This window comes from Blautia sp. MSK.18.38, from assembly GCF_024460535.1.
In the GTDB taxonomy this organism is placed as follows: Bacteria; Bacillota; Clostridia; order Lachnospirales; family Lachnospiraceae; genus Blautia_A; species Blautia_A fusiformis.
The window spans coordinates 25,256-45,628 of sequence record NZ_JANFYP010000011.1; the positions used below are offsets into that span (position 1 = coordinate 25,256).

The 20,373-nt window shown below is 46.8% G+C and carries 19 protein-coding genes; 17 read left to right on the forward strand and 2 right to left on the reverse strand.

Annotated features, from left to right (window positions below):
• The first annotated feature begins 2 nt into the window (after positions 1 to 2).
• Positions 3 to 3,725, forward strand: a complete 3,723-nt coding sequence (gene addA / locus NE638_RS08470; RefSeq protein ID WP_173746024.1) for a helicase-exonuclease AddAB subunit AddA — start codon at positions 3 to 5, stop codon at positions 3,723 to 3,725.
• A gap of 52 nt (positions 3,726 to 3,777) precedes the next feature.
• On the opposite strand, the gene NE638_RS08475 is transcribed toward addA, so the two are convergent.
• Positions 3,778 to 5,238: an RsmF rRNA methyltransferase first C-terminal domain-containing protein gene (locus NE638_RS08475; protein ID WP_173722851.1), complete on the reverse strand. Its 1,461-nt coding sequence runs from the start codon at positions 5,236 to 5,238 to the stop codon at positions 3,778 to 3,780.
• A 256-nt stretch (positions 5,239 to 5,494) separates the two neighbouring features.
• Between NE638_RS08475 and NE638_RS08480 the strand changes: the two genes are divergently transcribed.
• The 10 genes from NE638_RS08480 (at position 5,495) to NE638_RS08525 (ending at position 13,960) form a co-directional block, all read left to right on the forward strand.
• Entirely contained in the window at positions 5,495 to 5,812 is a 318-nt protein-coding gene (locus NE638_RS08480; RefSeq protein WP_015527209.1) for a PadR family transcriptional regulator, read from the forward strand.
• A 2-nt stretch (positions 5,813 to 5,814) separates the two neighbouring features.
• Positions 5,815 to 6,591 carry a DUF1700 domain-containing protein gene (locus NE638_RS08485; RefSeq protein WP_173746025.1) on the forward strand — a complete coding sequence of 259 codons (777 nt, stop codon included), beginning with the start codon at positions 5,815 to 5,817 and terminating at the stop codon, positions 6,589 to 6,591.
• Positions 6,588 to 7,505, forward strand: a complete 918-nt coding sequence (locus NE638_RS08490) for a DUF4097 family beta strand repeat-containing protein (RefSeq protein WP_173746026.1) — start codon at positions 6,588 to 6,590, stop codon at positions 7,503 to 7,505. The genes NE638_RS08485 and NE638_RS08490 overlap by 4 nt, the downstream gene beginning before the upstream one ends.
• Positions 7,506 to 7,518: 13 nt before the next feature.
• Complete coding sequence (locus NE638_RS08495) at positions 7,519 to 7,701, forward strand: PspC domain-containing protein (protein ID WP_015527206.1); 183 nt, start codon at positions 7,519 to 7,521, stop codon at positions 7,699 to 7,701.
• Between the two features lie 97 nt (positions 7,702 to 7,798).
• Positions 7,799 to 7,990 (forward strand): small, acid-soluble spore protein, alpha/beta type, encoded by a 192-nt coding sequence (locus NE638_RS08500; protein WP_015527205.1) that lies wholly within the window; start codon positions 7,799 to 7,801, stop codon positions 7,988 to 7,990.
• Between the two features lie 168 nt (positions 7,991 to 8,158).
• Positions 8,159 to 9,103, forward strand: a complete 945-nt coding sequence (locus NE638_RS08505; protein ID WP_173746027.1) for a DUF308 domain-containing protein — start codon at positions 8,159 to 8,161, stop codon at positions 9,101 to 9,103.
• A 43-nt stretch (positions 9,104 to 9,146) separates the two neighbouring features.
• Positions 9,147 to 9,977: an arginase family protein gene (locus tag NE638_RS08510; protein WP_173746028.1), complete on the forward strand. Its 831-nt coding sequence runs from the start codon at positions 9,147 to 9,149 to the stop codon at positions 9,975 to 9,977.
• On the forward strand, positions 9,974 to 10,744 hold the full coding sequence (locus NE638_RS08515) for a prolipoprotein diacylglyceryl transferase (RefSeq protein WP_015527202.1): 771 nt from the start codon (positions 9,974 to 9,976) through the stop codon (positions 10,742 to 10,744). Before NE638_RS08510 ends, NE638_RS08515 begins: the two co-directional genes overlap by 4 nt.
• Positions 10,745 to 10,848: 104 nt before the next feature.
• Positions 10,849 to 12,660 (forward strand): S8 family peptidase, encoded by a 1,812-nt coding sequence (locus NE638_RS08520; RefSeq protein ID WP_173746029.1) that lies wholly within the window; start codon positions 10,849 to 10,851, stop codon positions 12,658 to 12,660.
• Positions 12,661 to 12,871: 211 nt separating this feature from the next.
• Positions 12,872 to 13,960 (forward strand): class II aldolase/adducin family protein, encoded by a 1,089-nt coding sequence (locus tag NE638_RS08525; protein WP_114002153.1) that lies wholly within the window; start codon positions 12,872 to 12,874, stop codon positions 13,958 to 13,960.
• Between the two features lie 151 nt (positions 13,961 to 14,111).
• Here NE638_RS08525 and NE638_RS08530 read toward each other — a convergent pair whose 3' ends face one another.
• Positions 14,112 to 15,338, reverse strand: coding sequence for a 6-phosphofructokinase (locus NE638_RS08530; protein WP_015527199.1), 1,227 nt, complete (start codon positions 15,336 to 15,338; stop codon positions 14,112 to 14,114).
• Positions 15,339 to 15,495: 157 nt separating this feature from the next.
• Between NE638_RS08530 and NE638_RS08535 the strand changes: the two genes are divergently transcribed.
• The 6 genes from NE638_RS08535 (at position 15,496) to NE638_RS08560 (ending at position 20,294) form a co-directional block, all read left to right on the forward strand.
• Positions 15,496 to 15,726, forward strand: a complete 231-nt coding sequence (locus NE638_RS08535) for an HPr family phosphocarrier protein (protein WP_173746030.1) — start codon at positions 15,496 to 15,498, stop codon at positions 15,724 to 15,726.
• A gap of 216 nt (positions 15,727 to 15,942) precedes the next feature.
• Positions 15,943 to 16,221: an autorepressor SdpR family transcription factor gene (locus NE638_RS08540; protein WP_015527197.1), complete on the forward strand. Its 279-nt coding sequence runs from the start codon at positions 15,943 to 15,945 to the stop codon at positions 16,219 to 16,221.
• Complete coding sequence (locus tag NE638_RS08545; protein WP_330603413.1) at positions 16,208 to 16,867, forward strand: SdpI family protein; 660 nt, start codon at positions 16,208 to 16,210, stop codon at positions 16,865 to 16,867. The genes NE638_RS08540 and NE638_RS08545 overlap by 14 nt, the downstream gene beginning before the upstream one ends.
• Positions 16,868 to 17,024: 157 nt before the next feature.
• Positions 17,025 to 17,456: a hypothetical protein gene (locus NE638_RS08550; RefSeq protein ID WP_092068357.1), complete on the forward strand. Its 432-nt coding sequence runs from the start codon at positions 17,025 to 17,027 to the stop codon at positions 17,454 to 17,456.
• A 34-nt stretch (positions 17,457 to 17,490) separates the two neighbouring features.
• Positions 17,491 to 18,777 (forward strand): vWA domain-containing protein, encoded by a 1,287-nt coding sequence (locus tag NE638_RS08555; RefSeq protein WP_256137144.1) that lies wholly within the window; start codon positions 17,491 to 17,493, stop codon positions 18,775 to 18,777.
• Positions 18,774 to 20,294 (forward strand): ATP-binding protein, encoded by a 1,521-nt coding sequence (locus NE638_RS08560; RefSeq protein ID WP_173746032.1) that lies wholly within the window; start codon positions 18,774 to 18,776, stop codon positions 20,292 to 20,294. Before NE638_RS08555 ends, NE638_RS08560 begins: the two co-directional genes overlap by 4 nt.
• Positions 20,295 to 20,373 lie beyond the last annotated feature (79 nt).

Below are 20,373 nucleotides of genomic sequence, written 5' to 3' on the forward strand. Positions count from 1 at the left end.
GAATGGCAGTGAAATGGACTGAAGAGCAGAAAAAGGTCATCACGCTCCGAGACCGGAATATTCTGGTCAGCGCAGCAGCCGGTTCCGGTAAAACTGCAGTGCTGGTGCAGAGGATCTTAAGTAAGATCATGGATCCTTTGAAACCGGTGGACATTGACCGTCTTCTGATCATGACATTTACAAGGGCGGCAGCGGGAGAGATGCGGGAACGTATCGAACGTGGACTGGATCAGGCACTGGCTGAAGATCCGGATAATGAGCATCTGCAGAGACAGATGACGTTGATCCATACGGCACAGATCACTACCATTGACGGCTTTTGCGCCTATGTGATCCGAAATTATTTTCATCTGATCGGACTGGATCCGGGTTACCGGACTGCAGATGAGGGTGAACTGAAGCTTTTGCAGGAAGATGTGCTGAAGGAGCTTTTTGAAGATCATTATGCAGAAAGAAAGGCAGATTTTACTGCATTTGTGGAATGCTATGCGCCAGGAAAAACGGATGAAGGACTGAAGGAACATGTGCTGGAGCTTTATAATGCTGCGATGAGTAATCCATGGCCCGAAAAATGGCTGGACAGCTGTGTGGAGAATTATCATCTGGATCCGGAAAAAGGTCTTGAGGGAACGCGATGGTTCCGATATCTGTGGGAGGCTGCAGACTGCGCACTGAAAGAAGCGGAAGAGCTTACAGAAACCGCAATGAAGACCTGTCAGCTCCAGGATGGACCGGAGCTTTATCTGGAGGCTCTAGAAAAAGATATGATACTGATTCGGCAGTTAAAACAACTGTCCGTTAAAAGGGATTATGATGAGATAGCGCAGAATCTCCGGAATCTGAAGTTTGCAAGACTTTCCTCAAAAAAAATGGAGGGAGTATCGGAGCAGCTGAAAAATCTGGTAAAAGCTCTTCGCGAAGATGCAAAAGATAATCTGAAGGAACTGGGAATCCGATATTTTTACGGAAATCTGGCTGAGCTGACGGAACTGACAGAAGCATCTGCACCACCGCTGGAGATGCTGGTAAAGCTGACAAAGGATTTTGCAGAACGTTTCCAGGCAAAGAAGCGTGAAAAAAATGTTCTGGATTTTTCAGATATGGAACATTTTGCCCTGGACATCCTTCTGAAAAAGGAAGGAGAAACCTATGTGCCCAGCCAGGCGGCAAGAGAGCTTTCTGAAAAATATGATGAGGTCCTGCTGGATGAGTATCAGGACAGTAATCTGGTTCAGGAGATCCTGATGCAGACAGTTTCCGGCTGGGTCAATGAACGCAAAAATATCTTTATGGTAGGAGATGTAAAGCAGAGCATCTACCGTTTTCGTCTGGCCCGTCCGGAACTGTTCATGGAAAAATATAAGAGCTATTCACTGGAAGACAGTCCGGAACAGCGGATCGACCTGCACAAAAATTTCCGAAGCAGACCGGAAGTCCTTGAAAGTGTCAACTTTATTTTCCGGCAGATCATGGGGGAAGATCTGGGAGGAATTGCTTACGACGAGGCGGCAGCTCTGTATCCCGGAGCTTCTTTTCCGGAAGGCCAGGATCCGGAATTTGTAAAAACAGAGATCCTTCTTGTGGATAAATACAGTCCGCTGCTGGAAGAGGAGGATGAAGAAGTAACGGAGAATGAGAGAGAGCTGGAGGCCCTTGCCATTGCAGGAAGAATCCGATCTATGGTAGGGCATGAACGGGTGCTGGATAAGGAAACGGGAGAGTATCGACCTCTTCAATATGGAGATATCGTGATCCTGCTCCGATCTGCTTCAGGCTGGGCTGAAACCTTCGGGGAGGTTTTGAGTGCAAGAGGGATACCGGTATATACGGCCTCCAGAACCGGATATTTTTCTGCAACAGAGGTTGTGACACTGCTGAATTATCTCCGGATCCTGGATAATCCGCTGCAGGATATTCCCATGACCGGCGTACTGCGTTCACCGATCGTTGGATGTACCACAGAAGAGCTGGCTGAGCTTCGGATCGCATATCCGGAAGGAATGATCTATGAATGTGTGTGCAGGTTTGTGGAGGACTACAGAAAGCATGGAAGCTCTGAGGAAAACAAAAAAATCCTCGGAGAGAAGCTGTCCTGTTTTATGGACACCATGAATACACTTCGTGATAAGGCGGCTTACACGCCGGTCCATCAGCTGATCCTGGAGGTACTTGCACGTACCGGATATGGAGACCATGCAAAGGCAATGCCAAATGGTGAACAGAGGAATGCAAACCTGAACATGCTTGTGGAAAAGGCAATGGAATATGAGAAGACAAGCTATCGAGGCCTTTTTAATTTTGTAAGATATATCCAGAAGCTTCAGCAGTATCAGGTGGATTACGGGGAGGTAAATCTTTCCGGAACCGGGGAAAGTGCAGTACAGATCATGACGATCCATAAGAGCAAGGGACTGGAGTTTCCGGTAGTGTTTGCAGCAGGAATGGGAAAACGCTTTAATTTCCGGGATATGAACGCAAGTATCCTGATCCATCCGGAGCTGGGGATCGGTGCGGATGCGATCCTGCCGGAGAAGAGGATCATCGCTCCATCCCTGTGTAAGCAGATCATACGGAGAGCGCTTCTGATGGAAAGCCTCGGAGAGGAGCTGAGGGTACTTTATGTAGCGCTTACACGTGCAAAGGAAAAATTGATCCTCAGTGGAACCATTGGAGCCCTGCAACCGGAATTGGGGGAATTGTCCGCATTAAGGGACAGTGAGGAACCATTGCTTTCTCTGGGCAGGAGGCTTGGCGGGAAGACTTACTGGGATTATGTGCTTCCGGCACTGGCAAGACATCGCTGCATGGCACCATTATTTCATGAATATGGCATCTTTATGAATACCGCAAATCCTCTGTACAAAGATCCGGCAGAATTCAAAGTTACACGGGTCACAGCACGGGAACTGACAGAAAGTGAGGTTGTGGAACAGGCAGAGCGGGAAATGAAGAAGGAAACACTGGAGAACTGGAATCCGGGCAGAGTTTTTGACAGTGAGATCCGGGAGGAGATCCAGAGACGTTTTTCCTTTGTATATCCCTATCAATATCTGGAAGATCTTCCTGTGAAGGTGAGTGTATCAGAACTGAAAAAGCGAAGCTACCACAGTGAGCAGGATCTGGAAGAAACGGTGGATTATGAGACGGAAGAAGAGATCCAGCCGCTGGTTCCCCGATTTATCGAGGAGAAGAAAGAGGAAGGGTATACAGGGGCACTTCGTGGAACAGCTTATCATCGTGTAATGGAATGCCTGGACTATCAGAAGACAGCAAACAGGGATGAGATCCGCAGACAGCTGAGAGAATGGGTTGACGCCAGGAAGATGGAAAGAAAAGAGGCTGAGTCGGTCCGGGTAAAGGATATCTGGAATTTTGTGGAAACACCTCTCGGACAGCGGATGAAAGCAGCTTCAGAGAAGAGACTTCTGTTCCGGGAGCAGCCTTTTGTGATCGCAAGAAAAGCTTCGGAGCTCGATTCGCAGTGGCAGTGTGAGGAAAATGTTCTGGTACAGGGAATCATTGATGCGTATTTTATAGAGGATGAAGAAATCGTTCTGGTGGATTATAAAACGGACTTTGTGAGACGTGGAGAAGAACAGAAGCTGATCGACCGTTATCATGTACAGTTGGAGGATTACGCCCAGGCGCTGGAACGGATGACAGGCCGGAAGGTGAAGGAACGGTATATTTATTCGTTTACTCTTGGAGAAGCGTTCAGTCTCTGATCTGAAAATGAAATGATATGTTAATGTGGGCAGATATCCTGCGGCGGAGAGATTACACTCTCCAGCCAGCAGGATATTTGTTTTTCAGGATCCCGTTTACAAGCTTTCCGAATCCGAGAGGATAACCGTCCACACAGAGAAGGTGCCAGCCTTTTTTGTGAGCGGCCTCTTCTGGCTCGATCATAAGAGTTTCGCCTTTCAGATAACGGGTAAGCCGCTCGTCGGAAACCGGCAGGGAGATAACTGCTTCCACATCTCCTTTGTGAAGCGCCAGCGCCAGAGGCTGAGACGGCTCAAAACGGTTTTTCTTCAGATCACCCAGGTAGAGGCCGTTTCGAAGAAAGGAGATTCCGCGGAGATCCAGCGGGAAGGGCAGCTGATAGTATACTTTATCTTTGCGGACTTCCACACGGTTCCAGTCAAATTCCTGACCGCCAATGGTTTTCAGGCCGATCTCAGAGAAAAATTCCTCCAGCCATTTCCGGGTATTTTTGTCCGGTCCTTTTGCGGAAAAGCGGAAAACGGGTGGAAGAGAGTCACCTTTTTTGCGGAACAGGGCGAGAAAATGACCTTCGCCATCCATTTTGTGTGGAAAGATTCGGACGCATTTTTGAAGTTCTTCCGGATTAAATGCATTTAAGCTTAACGCGATTTCGGAATCGGAAGTGTCTGCTGTGCCGGCATATTCCGGGCGGCCGCTGGAGAAGCCTTCATATCCTGGCATTTCCATAAGTTCCATATCCGGGCGTTGTCTGAGAAGATAGGCTACCACTTCTTCGTCTTCACATGGGGAAAAAGTGCAGGTGGAATAAAGCAGCATTCCGCCCGGACGGAGCATATCGGCAGCTTTTAAGACCAGGTCTTTCTGGATATCAGAAAGCTCAGCAGATTTTTCCGGTGTCCAGTCGCGGGCAAGGGCTTCCTCTTTTCGGAACATGCCTTCCCCGGAGCATGGAGCGTCCAGAAGGATCTTATTGAAGAAAGCAGGAAAACGCTGGGCAAGTTTGGCGGGCTTTTCGTCGGTGACGAGCATATTTTTCATGCCAAAAAGCTCCAGATTCCTAAGAAGGGCTCTGGCTCTGGAAGTACTGATATCGTTGGCAAGGAGAAATCCGGTGTCATTTAAGGCTGCACCCAGGGCAGTGGCTTTTCCTCCGGGAGCTGCGCAGAGATCCAGGACAAAATCTCCAGGTTCGATGGGAAGCCTGGAAGCTGGTGTCATGGCACTTGGTTCCTGGAGATAATAAAGACCCGCCTGGTAGTAAGGACATCGTGCAGGGCGGCTTTCCTCCTCGTAGAAGTATCCGGTATTGATCCACGGGATCGGTCGGATAGGGAAAGGGGAAAGCGCCTGAAAATCCTGGCAGGAGAGCTTGGCGGTGTTTACACGTAGACCGTAGGTGCGGGGATTTTTGTAGCTTTTCAGGAAAGCATCATAATCATCTCCCAGCATTTCTTTCATACGCTCCAGAAAAGGAAGCGGTAATGTCTGTATTTTATCTGAATCTGTCATAATTTCCTCCATAATATAAACTTGACTCTCTCGGATATTGTGTGAAAAGAGTGGTTTCCGAAAAATATTATAAAGTATAGAGGGATTTTTCTAAATACTATTGACAAAACTATATTATACGATATATAGTATTATTCACAGAACAATATTACATGACTTATCATGTGAGCGTTGGATCGTGAAGTGATCGCGTTCATCAGCATGTAGTAAGACGGAATGTGAAGGTCCGTTTTACAGGTCATAGAGAGGTGAGCAGATGGTATTTAATACAGGAGCAGCCCTCCTGGATGCGATCGTCCTGGCTGTTATTTCCAGAGAGAAGGACGGTACCTACGGGTACAAGATCACCCAGGATGTGCGAAGTGTTCTGGAGGTTTCAGAATCTACGCTGTATCCGGTCCTTCGCAGGCTTCAGAAGGATGAATGTCTGGAAGCCTACAATATGGAATATGCAGGCAGAAACCGGAAATATTATAAGCTGACAGATAAGGGCGCAGCGCAGCTGAATCTTTACAGAAGTGAATGGGAGATCTATTCATCCAAGATCACCAGGATGTTTGAGGAGGGAGTTTGATTATGAACAGAAAGCAGTTTATGGAACAGCTTGAACGGCTGCTTTCCGATATTTCAGAGGCAGAGAGACAGGAAGCACTGGAATATTATGAAGGATATTTTGATGATGCAGGTCCTGAGAATGAAGGAGAAGTGATCCGGGAACTGGGAAATCCGGGGAAGGTTGCTGCGATCATTAAGGCAGATCTTCAGGAGAACAGTGAAGATTACGGGGAATACACAGAGAACGGATATCAGGATACCCGTGTGAAAGAGAACGGGGAAATGCCGGACCATTATACAGAAGTAACCGTATACGGAAATGGACAGGGAGAGGCCCATCGTGATACGGGAAATACAGAAAATTTCAAAGACCGCAGGAAAAGACGTGCCCAGCGCGGCTATCACGCAGAGAAAAAGCAGAATAAGGCAGGAATCATTCTTGCGCTGATCGTTCTTGTTTTTGCGGCTCCTCTGATAAAAGGATTATTTGGCGGAGTACTGGGGATTTTGGTGACACTGGCATTGCTGCCTTTTCTGCTGACATTTTTTGCAGGAGCGGGATCGATCATCCTTGTGATCGGTGCAGTTGCGTGCATTGTTGTTGGGATTGCCATGACGGTGTCTCTTCCGCCGGCCGGAATCCTGACTATCGGTATCGGATGCCTGATGATGGCACTTGGACTTTTGTTACTGTTACTGACGGTGTGGTTTACAGGTAAGATACTGCCGGCGATCCTGCGGAAATTTACGGGATTCTGCAGCAGTCTCCTGAATGGAAGAAAGGCGGAAAAAGTATGAAACGTTTTCTGAAGGTAATTCTGATCCTTGCAGCGGTATTCGGTGTGGCAGGCCTGGGACTTACTGCCGGCGGAGCTGCCATGGGAGCGACTATGGGAGATGTGAGTGTTCTGGATCATGGAATCACGCAGGTGCTTCGTGTTCTGGATCATGAAAACAGCTGGGAAGTGGAAGATTCCGAGGAAGATATGGATGAGCAGGAGGACGATTTTCAGGCAGCTGCAGAGAGCGCGGTAACTGAGAAGGGCGTTCTGGCAGACAGTGCAGACAGTTCCGCATATACGAAAGTATATGAGGCCTCGGCTGTGTCAGACCTTTTCTGTGATCTGAGATACGAAGAACTGGTTTTGAAAACATGGAATGAGGATAAAGTCCAGGTGAAAGTTTCAGGGAAGGATCACAATCGCATTCAGATCAGCAATAACAACGGTAGTCTGAGAATTGCAAGCAATCAAAAAGTGAGAAACCGTTCCATAGAAATTTTTTGCCCGGAAAACTTAAGCTTTCAGAAGATAAAACTTCAGATGGGAGCCGGAACCATCGAACTGGATGGTGATTTTAAAGCGGAGCAGATGGAAGTAAATGTGGGGGCCGGAACCATTGAAAATTCCGGCAGCCTGGATATAAAGGAAGCAGATTTTACAGTCGGAGTGGGAACTGCTGACATCAGTGAACTTCAGGTGGAGAATTTAAAAGGAAGCTGTGGTATGGGAGATATGGAGCTTACACTTACAGGAAAAGCTGCTGAGTATAATTATGAGCTGAAATGTGGTCTTGGAAATCTGGAGGTGGATGATTCTCTGGAAACATCCATTACTTCCGGAAATAAACAGATCACAAATGAAGGTGCCACGAAAAATATAAAACTGGATTGCGGAATGGGAAACGTTCAGGTTGAATTTGAAGAAGACTAAAGGAGGAAGCATTATGAGTAACAAAAAACTATACAAATCATCAGTAAACCGTATGTTATGTGGTGTCTGCGGCGGAATTGCGGAATACTTTAATATCGATCCGACTCTTGTCCGGCTGGTATGGGTGATCATCACGCTGATGGGCGGAGCCGGAATCCTGGCGTATATCATTGCGGCGATCATTATCCCGGATTAAAAATGACAGTACCCATAAAGGACGGACATATTTTTCAGAATGCATAATTTCTCCGGAAATTGTCCATACTCCATAAAAAAGATGAGGAGTGTGGAAGATGAACAGGGAGAAAGAAGTAAAAGCATATCTTGAGGGAAAGCTTTCCCAGGCGGAAAAACTGAAATACGAGATTGCCGATGAGATGGGAGTTCTGGATAAAGTGATCAAAGACGGGTGGAAAAGCCTTTCTGCAAAAGAAACCGGACGGATCGGTGGTCTTATGACAAAAAAGAAGAAACATAAAAAGTAAAATACAGCCTGAAGGAACAAGGCGAAATGACGCCGGAAAAGTCCTTCGGGCTGTATTGAATTATAAGAATATTTTTCTGGAAAAAAGAAATTTTTTTGACGTTTCAGGGTGGACTGACCAGTGGAAAAGAGCTATACTGTTGGAATAACAGAGGAGGTATGAAGGAACATGGGTGAAAAAATCAACAACATTCTAAAGGGTGAGATCATCTCCTCAGTATTTTATATACTGCTGGGACTTTGCCTGATCCTGATCCCCACGCAGACGGTGGACGTGATCTGCAAAGTAGTATTCGGGCTGATCCTCATCGGAGCTGGCATTTATCATATCTATATTTACATACGTGGAAAAGCGAAAGCTACGATCATGGATCTTCTAAGTGGTGTGGTTGTTTTTGTGCTGGGGGTGTTTCTTTTTATGACACCGTCTATCGTGATCAAATTGCTTCCATGGATGCTCAGCGCATTTGTATTGGTTGACAGTCTGTGGAAGTTTAAAGGAGCCTTCCTTCTGAAAAAAGGAGGAAACGGCGCATGGAGCATGCTTCTGATCGGAAGTCTTGTTTTCATTGCACTTGGAATCGTGATGCTGTTTGGAAGATTTCCGAAGATCATGACTCTGCTGATCTTTTCCGGCTGGGTGCTGGTGTGTGACGGAGCTGCGGATATCGTATTCTATATTATTATGAAGCTGGGGCTTCGAAAGATCGCAAAAAAAGCGGAGACAGAGGAGGAAGATTCTGGTGCAGACAGTTCAGATGCTGTAAATGAAACGGCAGATATGGATGTGCCAAATGATACAAGAACCCAGGATGAAAACGCGTCGAGTGAGCGGCAGAGTGGGAAGGAAACAGAATATCCAACAGAAACTACAGCAGAGACTACAGCGGCTATGCCGGCGCAGGATGCAGACGGATATTCTGCGGACAGAAAAGAGACAGAAGAATCCACAGAACCGGAAGAAGAGCAAAAGCAGAAGAATTCCCGCTGGGAAAAAGAGCCGGAGAATGTGGAGATGAAGCTCTGGGCTGTAGGCAAAGACCAGGCGGAAACCGGCAGCCTGAAGGATCTTCTGGACGGTTCCGATGAAGAACTGGAAGAGTGGAAGGACTGACCCTTCTCTTGCATCATCTGCCATTCCGTGGTAAGATGTGCACATGAAAAATACAGATAAAAATACAGATAAAAATATAAAGATACTGATGATGGATTTTTCCGGAATATATGAGGATCAGCAGTTCTGGAGGGGAAAAGAAGTATCCCGGGTGGAGGCCAGGGACATTCCCGGAACCAACTGCTACTGTGATGAGGATGCGATGAATGCCATTCGCAGCCGTATTGCCCCTTATTCTTCCGGAGGAATCCATTTTATTGATTCCGGAAACTATCACTATATGACAAGGATCTGGCTGGAAAAGATATCGGAGCCTTTCTCGCTTCTTGTATTTGACAATCACACGGATATGCAGCCGCCGGCATTCGGAGGTCTGCTTTCCTGCGGAGGATGGATCTACGATTCTGTTATGGAACTTCCATTGCTTAAAAGGGTGATCCTGATCGGCCCGGATGAGGAAGCTTTTTCCAGAGTGGAATCGGAGATTCAGGAAAAGGTGGAATTCTTGAGCAGAGAGAAGCTTCTGGAAATGGAAGAGGCGCAGGTGTGTGCGTTTGTAAGCAAGCATGTGGGAAAGCTGCCGCTGTACATTTCTGTGGATAAAGATGTTCTCTGCAAGGATGATGCGGACACGAACTGGAGCCAGGGGGATATGCGCCTGAATACGATGCTGGAATGTCTGAAGAGAGTCAGAGAAATATGTGCAGAGGGAATCCTAGGCGTGGATATCTGTGGTGAATGTGATGTAGCAGAATCTGGAAACAGCGCCTTGAATGACCGGGCCAATGCTACATTGCTGGAGTGTTTTCTGTCCGCATACGGGAGCGAAGATCATGACGGAAATAAGAATGAGACAACAGGAGGAAACCGATGAAAAATGAACTTCTTACCATCGGGCCATTTACGGTATACGGTTATGGTCTGATGATCGCCATTGGAATTTTGGCAGGCTGCCTGACTGCAGAATATAGAGCCGGAAAACAGAAGCTTGACAGTGAACAGATCTTTCCAATGATCCTGTGGTGCCTGGTGGGTGGATTTTTCTGTGCAAAGCTTCTCTTCTGGATCACAGAGTGGAAATCAATTGTTCAGGATCCGGGATTTATAATGGAAACTTTAAGCTCCGGTTTTGTGGTGTTTGGCGGTATCATCGGCGGGATACTGACGGGGCTTCTGTATTGCAGGATCAGAAAGCTTGTATTTTTTAAATACGCGGATGTGATCCTGCCATCTGTGGCACTGGCCCAGGGATTTGGACGGATCGGATGTTTCCTGGCGGGCTGCTGTTATGGAAAAGAGACAGAGAGTGTTTTTTCTGTGATATTTCAGAATTCCGAATATGCGCCTAATCACGTGGCGTTGATCCCGACGCAGTTGTATTCCAGCGGACTGGATTTTCTGCATTTTCTTTTGTTGTTGCTGATCGCACGGAACAAAAAAGAAGATGGTCAGGTTACTGCCTGTTATCTGATCTTTTATAGCATTGGACGGTTTGTGATCGAGTTTTTCCGTGGGGATATTATCCGTGGAAGTGTGGGAATTTTGTCGACTTCCCAGTTTATCAGTATTTTTACAGGGATTGCGGGGATCGTGCTGCTGATACGGATCAGGAAAAAAAGAGATAGCAAGAGCAGTGTTTAAATGGATCAGGGAAGTCCCATGTATCAGGAAAAAGTTGGACAATAGTGGTATAAGGACAGGTTTTCGCTGCATACATCTATGAAAAAGGCGAAAGCAGGCCTGTCATGCTCAGAAAAGAAGATTTTGAACCAAATATGAAAACAGAGGATAAGATCCCCGGAGCGCAGACGGAAAATCCGGCACAGAGTCAGCGCTTCGGGGATTTTATCGTGAAATATATGCAGAATGTCCAGGATACTATGGAACTTTTTCCGGGGGCATCTTTTAGGGCGATCAATGAAATTTTCGGGGTTCTTTATGTTCCGCTGGAAAGTATGGGAGAAATTGAGGTCACGGGAACCTCCTATAATTCGATCCCGAAATGTTATACCTACATGGATATGGAGGCAGCAGGGGAATCAGGGATCAACAGGCTGCACGATCACCCTTATCTGAAGCTGCGTGGAAAAGGTACTGCGGTGGCGGTGATCGATTCGGGGATTGATTATCAGAATGAAGTGTTTCGAAATGCAGGCGGCTCCAGAATCGCTTATTTATGGGATCAGTCCATAGAAGAGGAAGAACAAAATCAGTCTGGACGGGAGTTGGAAGCTGAAAATGGAGATGCAGATAATTTGCCGGGGGATGATATAGCAGATACAGAAGTTCCATATGGCAAATTATTTCGGAAAAAGGATATCGACCGGGCACTGGCTTCCGAGGAGCCGTTTGCCATCGTGCCATCCAGAGATACCAACGGCCATGGCACGGCACTGGCGGGTATTGCTGCCGGAAATATGGTACCCGGAGAAAATTTTACCGGAGCAGCGCCGGAGGCAACCCTGATCATCATCAAGGTAAAGCCGGCAAAGCAATATCTCCGGAATTTTTATCTTTATCCTCCGGAGGCAGAAGCTTTTCAGGAAAATGATGTGATGATGGCCATTGCTTTTGCGATTTCCCAGGCCAAAAAGCTGAAGATGCCACTTTCTATCTGCCTGGGGATCGGAAGCAGCCAGGGCGCGCATCTGGGGACCAATGCGTTAAGCCAGTATGTGGACTATGTGGCAAATTTTTCTCAGGTATCCGTATCTGTGGCAGCAGGAAACGAAGGAAATACAAGAAACCACAGTACGGGGATTTTTTCTCAGGGAAGGGAACAGATCGTGACAGAACTCCGTGTAGCGGAAAGAGAGCAGGGCTTTACCATAGAATTCTGGGGAGAACCGCCGGAAATCTATGAGCTTTCCATCCAGTCACCAACCGGTGAGATACTGGAAGTCAGCAGTTCCATAGGTTCCAGAACCCAGGAGCTGTCATTTGTTTTTGTGGAAACAAAGGTGTATGTGAATTATATCTTGATCGAGCGTCAGACCGGATATTCCCTGGTGTATATCCGATTTTTCCATCCGGCGTCCGGTATCTGGAAAATTTTTACCAAGGCAAGAAACAGGCAGAACGTACAGTTCCATATATGGCTTCCTGTGGAAGGGCTGATCTCCCAGGATACCTATTTTCTGGAACCATCCCCCTATACCACGGTGACAGCGCCGGGAGACGCCAGGAACAGCATTACGGCAACTGCCTACCAGCATCGTGACGGAAGCATCTACATTGCAGCAGGCAGAGGCTATACGCCAGATGGCATGATCACTCCACATCTGGCAGCTCCTGGCGTTAACGTAAAAGTGCCGCTGGTACGAGGCGGCTTTGGAACCCGCTCCGGAACCAGTATCTCCGCCGCACAGACCGCCGGTATCGCGGCACTTCTGTTTGAATGGGCGATCATACGGGATAACCAGCCGTTTTTTACTGGGAGCAGCGTGAAATATTATCTGCAGAGAGGCGCAAGAAGAGAAGAAAACATGCAGTACCCAAACCCGGAGTGGGGGTATGGGAGGGTGGATCTGTATCATACCTTTGAACTGCTGACGTGAGATGATGAGAGCTGGAAAAAATATGAAAAGCAGAAACAGATCATTTCCTTTGGAAAGAGTAGATGCATAGATATTACATTTGGAAAAATAATAAAAGGATACGAAAGTACTAGTTTTGGAAAAAATATTCATATAGATAATTCACTTTGTATCGTGTACTATAAATATATGGAAAAATCATATAATGACACAACAGGGAGGAATTTTACTTATGGAGCTTTCAACTTTGGTAAAAATGTCAAACACTTACGGAAGCAATCCGGCCTATGTTCTGGCAGGAGGCGGTAATACTTCTGTAAAAGACGATACAACATTGTATGTAAAGGGATCCGGTACACAGCTTGCTACCATTAAGGCAGAGGAATTTGTCAAAATGGACAGAGCCCGTCTGAATGAGATCATGAAAACGGAATATCCGGCGGATGATGTGAAGCGTGAATCTGCATATCTTGCAGATGTAATGGCGGCAGTGACCGATGAGGATAAAACCAAACGTCCCAGCGTGGAAGCACTGCTCCACAATCTGTTTGCCTATACGTATGTCCTGCATGTTCATCCGACACTTATCAATGGACTGACCTGCGGAAAGGGCGCAAAGGCTCTTTGCGAAGAGCTTCTTGGAAAAGATGTACTCTGGATCGATATCTGCAAACCGGGATACACACTTGCCCGTATCTGCTTCGAGAAAATGAATGCCTATAAAGAAGAAACAGGAAAAGACGTGCAGGTTCTTCTGCTTCAGAATCACGGAATTTTTGTTGCGGCTGATACGGTAGAGGAGATCGGCGTTTTATTCGATGGTGTGATCGGAAAGCTGGAAAAGCACGTAAAGAGAACTGCGGATGTAAGTGATGCAGTTACACCTGAAAAAGAGCAGGCAGCACAGAAGCTTTCCAGTCTGCTCGGACATGCGGTGGAAGTCGTACCGGCTGCGGAGGCGGATCATTTTGTAAAAGATAAAACTGCTGCGGCACCTCTTCTGAAGCCGTTTACTCCGGATCATATTGTATATTGCGGACCTTATCCGTTATTTGTAGAAAATATTGATGAGGCGAAAAATACGCTGGATGCATTTATGGCAGAGCATGATAAAGAGCCAAGACTGATCCTGGTACAGGGCGTTGGCGCATTTATCATGGAAGATGACAAAGGAAAGGCAGCAAAGGCACAGCTTCTGGTAAAGGATGCGATCAAGCTTGCAGTGTATGCAGAGAGCTTTGGCGGCCCGCTGCAGATGACTGATGAGATCACATATTTTATCACACACTGGGAAGCAGAAGCATACCGCAGTAAGAAATAAAAAAGAAAAATATATATAGAGAAATAAAGAAAATGCATCGGGAACTATTAGGAAATTCCCGGTGCATTTTTTATCGAATGACGGATAAACAGTTACTCAGGACAGAGTTACGCAGCAAATGTGGATATTTTTATCCGCATTACCACAAATCTTATTTCCGATACACGAACGCCGGCAGTCCATCCTCGCCAACCGGAACATTTACAGTTCCCTGGATCAGCGGGCGGGCATAGCGGATAAAGTCTTCGGTGACATCGGAGCCGTCTTCTGTGATCCATTCCACAGGGACCGTCTTTTCTTCGTTGCAGATAACGTTGACATCCTCCAGTGTACATTTCATGGAGTACGGAGAATCACTCTGACGTTTAAATGCGATCATCTTTCCGGTTTCGCCGTTCAGGGCAGCCTGTACACCAAATTCACCGGCGAGGATGCCTTCTTGCTGGTCTGTTCCGGCGAGCATAGCTGCAGAGCAGCGCTGGCTTACATTGAGCTCTACGGAGCGGGCTTTGACACCAAGACGGCTGCGTACAAGATTCTCAAGATATTTACCGCAGCCAGCAAGCATCTTGTGACCGAAGGCGTCGGTTCCGGCAGCGCTGTCGTATTCGCAGATGAAAGTGCCGTCTTTATCATGGATTCCCTCAGATACACAGACTACGACGTTGCAGTTTTTCTCGAAGGCAGCATGAACTTTCTGGAGAAATTCTTCTACATCGAAATCGGTTTCCGGAAGATAAATGAGAAGCGGATTGTCTCCAACGTATTTCCGGGCAAGGGCAGCAGCTCCGGTGAGCCAGCCAGCGTGACGTCCCATGATCTCGATGATAGTGACGGATTTTTTCTCATAGACACAGGCGTCCAGGGTGATCTCACGGACGGTGGAGGCTACGTAGCGGGCAGCACTTCCGAATCCGGGAGTATGGTCGGTGTTTACAAGATCGTTATCAATGGTCTTCGGCTCACCGAGGATACGGATGTCGCTGCCGATCTTTTCAGCATAGCGGGAAAGCTTGCTGACGGTATCCATGGAATCGTTGCCGCCGATATAAAAGAACCAGCCGATGTTCATCTCCTCGAATTTCTGAAAAAGCTTCGGATAAACCGGATCCTCCAGGGATTCCGGAAGCTTGTAACGGCAGGAGCCAAGGTAAGCGCCGGGGGTCCAGGTAAGAGCGAGAAGCTGCTCTCCCGGAAGTGCTTCCTGGAAATCAAGGACTGTTCCGTTTAAAAATCCCTCAATGCCGTTGACCATACCATAAACATGGTCGATCTCTTCTGTATGTTTAAGTGCTTCAGATACCACACCGTAAAGACTGCTGTTGATAGCTGCGGTCGGTCCGCCGGACTGTCCTGCGATAAGGTTCTTTTTTGACATTCTGATACCTCCTGGGTGTTGTTTTTTTATATTGTAACAGAAATAGGAGAAGATAACATCTAAAAAAATCACCTTTTTTATAAAAAAATTACTCTATACAAATAATTATATCATAGTAAAATAGTAGTATAGATAGAGAAAAGAGGTGAAAAAAACGATGACAGTAAAAAAAGTACAGTTTGAGAGCATGGATGAAGTGAACCGTTTTCTTGATGTGACGGAGCATTTTCCGTTTGCAGTGGATCTGAAAAGGGGAAGCAGAACGGTAAATGGCAAATCCATTCTTGGAGTTGCATCCATTGGCCTTGGCAGAGAGATGGACTTTTGTGCACATGTGCCGGAGCTTGCGCCGGAGATCACATCCAGTCTTGGTTTTTGCATAAGGTAGGTTTAAGAGGGGAAAAAATAAATAATGGTTGATCGATGGTGAATGAGGATATCGTAAGGTCGCAGAGGCGATGATCGGTATCCTCATTTTTTTATAGATGACAAATGTAAGTATTTAGAAAAAAATCTAAATACTTATTGACTGGGAAATCCGGAAGTGATATATTCTATTTAGAAATATTTCTAAATACTATCCGAAAGGAGGAAGACATACACGATGGCGTTTGCGGAAACCTTCAAGGCACTTTCGGATCCTGTGCGGAGAGAAATCCTGCAGCTTCTGAAAAACGGGAAAATGTCAGCCGGTGAGATCGGAGGACATTTTGACATGACAGGTGCAACCATATCCTATCATCTGAAAATTTTGAAGAAAGCAGATCTTGTGTGGGAGACGAAGGTAAAGAATTTCGTGTATTACGAACTGAATACCACAGTTGTAGAGGAGCTGCTTCTGTGGCTCAGTGATCTGAAAGGGGGAAAGAATGATGAAAGGTGAAGAAAGAAAAGAGTTTCTGAAGGAATATAAAATGTCCCTGATCTCTGGGAGTATCCTTACGATCTCACCGTCACTGGCAGGGATCCTGCTGTGGGACCGTCTGCCGGAGAAGATCGCAACACATTTTGATCAGCATAATCTGGCCAACGGCTGGAGCAGCAAGCCGATGGCAGTTTTTGGAATTCCGTTTCTACTTTTGCTGATCCATCTGTTTTGCGTGTTTTTTACAGCCAATGATCCAAAAAGAAAAAATATCAACAGGCGTATTTTTACCATGGTCCTGTGGCTGGTTCCGGTGGGGTCTGTGATCACCTGCATGTCAATCTATGGTCTTGCTCTGGGTATGGACATTGATATAGGTGTGATCGTGAATATCATGGTGGGGATCATGTTTATCATTCTCGGAAATTACGTTCATAAGGTGAAACAGAATTATACAGTGGGAATGAAGCTTCCCTGGACCTTGAACAGCGAGGAGAACTGGAACCGTACCAACCGTATGACAGGCTGGATACTGATCCTGTCAGGGCTGCTTTTTCTTATGAATTCGCTGCTTCTGAAAACGGAAATAGTTTTTGCGGTAATTTTGCTGGTCATCCTTGTGCCAATGATCTATTCATTTATTCTTTATAAAAAGGGAATCTGAGAAAATAATTTCGGACCGTCACTGTCAGAAAAAAGGCAGTGGCGGTTTCTTTTTTAACAAAAAATAATGTTCAAACAAAGCGGTACGTGATATGATAATGTCATACAAAAGCATTTTCTCGAACACTATAAACAGACAGCAGACAGGAGGGATCATTATGACAGAATTAAGCCGTTTTCAAAAAGATGTGGAAGTTGCTGCCACTGCTCTTGAAATGCGGGCGGAGAACGAGGATGCCAAAGAAGAGGCCATTCATCTTTACCGGAAATTCGGAAGTACCAAGCAGGAGCCGCTGCGGCTGGCAGTTGCCCTGCGGGGATATTTTCTGGAGGAAGGTGTGGAGGAAGAGGAACGCGCGCATTATGGAGCATATCTTAAGAAAAGGATCCGTCCGGCTGTGGAACGCCTGATCCTGGAAGATGACTGGGAAAAGATCGAGAAGCTTTATGAGAACGAATGGTTTGGGGAACAGGAGCTGGAGGTGTTCCTGAAACTGGCTGAAGAGTGGAGGAGACCTGCAGCGCTGATGGGACTTCTCCATTTGAAAAAAGCAAATTATGGATTTAAAGAGAAGAAATTCGAGCTGTGATTTTTTCAGGAAATCGGGAATGGAGGCGGATTCGGTGGAACGGAGGCAGGAAGAGCTTGGAATACATATCCTGGAAAATATAAGGAACGAACTGTACTACTATTTTCCATATCTGGACGGTGCTTTTGCCTGCATTTCCGGGAAGGGCTCAGAGCAGACCGGAACCATTGGAACAGATGGAGCTTTTTTTCTTTTTTCCCCGGAATATCTTCTGAAGCTTTATGTAAAAAGGCCGGAGGCAGTGCGAAGAGGTTATCTTCATATGCTGCTGCACTGTCTGTATCTGCACCTTTTTCGGGAGGATCAGGAGGACAGACGCTTATGGAACCTGGCCTGTGATATTGCGGTGGAACAGATCATTTCCAGGGAAAAGATCCCGATTCTGGAGACAGGCGGCGATGCGAAAAAAATCCGTGAAAAGGTTTTTCATATTCTGGGAGACAGGTCGGATTCCGCAGAAAAGATATGCCGGAAGCTGAAGGAACAGGCTTTTCCGTTTCACCTGGAAGAACTGGAGGAAGCCTTTCATTTTGATGACCACACCCTGTGGGACATCTGCACAGGAGAAAAAGGAAAAAGAACAAAGGAAAAATGGAACAAGCTTCTTTCCTATACTGCCGCAAACCGTCAGGATCACCGGAAACGGCGGGGAAGCCAGAAAGGGGACCAGAAGGAAGAGGCAGGAACGGTAAGATCCGGAAGATATAATTACAAAAAATTCCTCCGTCAGTTTTCTGTGCTGCGGGAAGAGGTGGAGCTGGATACGGAAAGCTTTGATTATATTTTTTATAATTACGGGATGGAGCATTATGGAAATCTTCCGCTGATCGAGCCGCTGGAATATAAGGAAGTGAACCGTCTGGAGGAGCTGGTGATCGCCATTGATACTTCCGGCTCCTGTGATGGAGAGACTGTGCGGAGATTCCTTGGAGAAACGTATTCCATTCTCAGTGAAAAAGAGAATTTTTTCCATAAAATGAAGGTGTACCTGATCCAGTGTGACTGCTGTATCCAGGATGTTAAGGTGATTCATTCCGAGGAAGAATGGAAGGAATACAGCAAAAATATCACCATACAGGGCCGGGGCGGAACAGATTTCCGGCCGGTGTTCCGGTATGTGAAGGAGCAGCAGGAGAAAAAAGAAATCCGCAGTCTTAAGGCTCTGATCTATTTTACAGACGGGGACGGGATATATCCCGGAAGCAAACCGGATTATGAAACGGCCTTTGTATTTTTACATAAAACAGAAAAAATGGAGCTTGTTCCGCCTTGGGCGATCCGGCTTGTGGCAGAGCAGGAAGGAGTGCGTTACAGAACATGAACATAAAAGAGGCAAAAGAAGAGATCAAACATACCTTACTGGCTTACAACCGGAAGGATGCAGCCGGGCGCTATACATTTCCCAAACTCCGGCAGCGTCCCATCCTGCTTATGGGGCCTCCCGGAATCGGGAAAACAGCGATCATGGAGCAGGTGGCAGAGGAATGCGAGGTAGGTCTGGTAGCCTATACCATCACCCACCATACAAGACAGAGTGCGGTAGGACTGCCAAGGATCGTGACCCGGTGCTACAACGGAAAAGAGGTCAGCATCACAGAGTATACCTTAAGCGAGATCATTGCTTCTGTGTACGATTGTATGGAACGTACCGGAAAGAAGGAGGGAATCCTGTTTATCGATGAGATCAACTGTGTCTCCGAGACACTTGCGCCTACCATGCTGCAGTTCCTTCAGAACAAGACCTTCGGAAGCCACAGTGTGCCGGAAGGATGGCTGATCGCGGCAGCAGGAAATCCTCCGGAATATAATAAATCGGTCCGGGAGTTTGATATTGTAACACTGGACCGTGTGCGGAGGATGGATATCGAGGCAGATCTTGAGGTGTGGATGGAGTATGCCTGGAAAAAGGAGATCCACGGATCAATCTTGGCTTATCTCGGCATGAAAAAGGATCATTTTTATTCTGTGGAGAATACAGTGGACGGGAAATTCTTCGTGACAGCAAGAGGCTGGGAAGACCTGTCTGAGATCCTGAAGGCTTATGAGGAGCTGGGCGTGGAGATCACGGAGAATCTGATCGGGGAGTATTTATGCAGAGAGGAGATCGCAAGAAGCTTTTTTGCCAGCTATCAGCTGTACAGGAAGTACGGAGAGGACTATGGCCTGGAACGTCTGCTTTCCGGAGAGATGCCGGAGGAGGAACAGCGGAAAAAGGTAAAAATGGCGAAGGATGCTTCCTTTGAGGAACGCTTCCTTGTGACAGGGCTTCTGCTTGACGGTCTGAACGGAAGTTTTCTGACCTATGAGAAGATGGATGGTGAGACAGGTGCTGTTTATCAGGAACTTCTGCATCTGAAAGCTTTTCTTCAGGATAAAAAGGACATGACGGCGCTGGATGAATTTACAGATATGAAGAAGAAAAGTTTGGCTGTCCGTCTGGAGGCGGAGCTTCTTACCGCAGATCAGCAGACTACGGAAGAGCTTGTGATCCGCACTCTGGAGGAATTCAGCCTTACTATCCGAAAGGAGCATATCACAGAAACAGAGGCTGGCTTTGAACGGATCCGGCAGCTGTTTACAGAAATGGCGGAGAAGAGAAAGGCCTGTGCGAAAAAGATCAGCGGGGAGCTGGAACAGGCATTTACATTTATGAAAGAATGCTTCGGGGACGGACAGGAAACGGTGCTTTTTGTTACCGGACTGACCAGGAACAGCCATGCGGCGGCCTTTATCCGGGAGTATGGTTGTGATCCTTATTTTGCCTGTAGTGAGAAGCTTCTTTACCGGAAACAGGAGAAAAAGCTTCAGGAGGAATGTGCATCACTATTAGAAATATGAATGATCCCTTAACGAATACTTATGACTGAAAGGGGCCTGACATCTTGACAGGAGGGCTTGTGAGGTGATACGGTAACGG

Bases quoted from the DNA above. Each gene is read 5' to 3' on its own strand.
- addA (WP_173746024.1), top strand. From the start codon at position 3: ATGGCAGTGAAATGGACTGAAGAGCAGAAAAAGGTCATCACGCTCCGA.
- NE638_RS08475 (WP_173722851.1), bottom strand. From the start codon at position 5,238: ATGACAGATTCAGATAAAATACAGACATTACCGCTTCCTTTTCTGGAG.
- NE638_RS08480 (WP_015527209.1), top strand. From the start codon at position 5,495: ATGGTATTTAATACAGGAGCAGCCCTCCTGGATGCGATCGTCCTGGCT.
- NE638_RS08485 (WP_173746025.1), top strand. From the start codon at position 5,815: ATGAACAGAAAGCAGTTTATGGAACAGCTTGAACGGCTGCTTTCCGAT.
- NE638_RS08490 (WP_173746026.1), top strand. From the start codon at position 6,588: ATGAAACGTTTTCTGAAGGTAATTCTGATCCTTGCAGCGGTATTCGGT.
- NE638_RS08495 (WP_015527206.1), top strand. From the start codon at position 7,519: ATGAGTAACAAAAAACTATACAAATCATCAGTAAACCGTATGTTATGT.
- NE638_RS08500 (WP_015527205.1), top strand. From the start codon at position 7,799: ATGAACAGGGAGAAAGAAGTAAAAGCATATCTTGAGGGAAAGCTTTCC.
- NE638_RS08505 (WP_173746027.1), top strand. From the start codon at position 8,159: ATGGGTGAAAAAATCAACAACATTCTAAAGGGTGAGATCATCTCCTCA.
- NE638_RS08510 (WP_173746028.1), top strand. From the start codon at position 9,147: ATGAAAAATACAGATAAAAATACAGATAAAAATATAAAGATACTGATG.
- NE638_RS08515 (WP_015527202.1), top strand. From the start codon at position 9,974: ATGAAAAATGAACTTCTTACCATCGGGCCATTTACGGTATACGGTTAT.
- NE638_RS08520 (WP_173746029.1), top strand. From the start codon at position 10,849: ATGCTCAGAAAAGAAGATTTTGAACCAAATATGAAAACAGAGGATAAG.
- NE638_RS08525 (WP_114002153.1), top strand. From the start codon at position 12,872: ATGGAGCTTTCAACTTTGGTAAAAATGTCAAACACTTACGGAAGCAAT.
- NE638_RS08530 (WP_015527199.1), bottom strand. From the start codon at position 15,338: ATGTCAAAAAAGAACCTTATCGCAGGACAGTCCGGCGGACCGACCGCA.
- NE638_RS08535 (WP_173746030.1), top strand. From the start codon at position 15,496: ATGACAGTAAAAAAAGTACAGTTTGAGAGCATGGATGAAGTGAACCGT.
- NE638_RS08540 (WP_015527197.1), top strand. From the start codon at position 15,943: ATGGCGTTTGCGGAAACCTTCAAGGCACTTTCGGATCCTGTGCGGAGA.
- NE638_RS08545 (WP_330603413.1), top strand. From the start codon at position 16,208: ATGATGAAAGGTGAAGAAAGAAAAGAGTTTCTGAAGGAATATAAAATG.
- NE638_RS08550 (WP_092068357.1), top strand. From the start codon at position 17,025: ATGACAGAATTAAGCCGTTTTCAAAAAGATGTGGAAGTTGCTGCCACT.
- NE638_RS08560 (WP_173746032.1), top strand. From the start codon at position 18,774: ATGAACATAAAAGAGGCAAAAGAAGAGATCAAACATACCTTACTGGCT.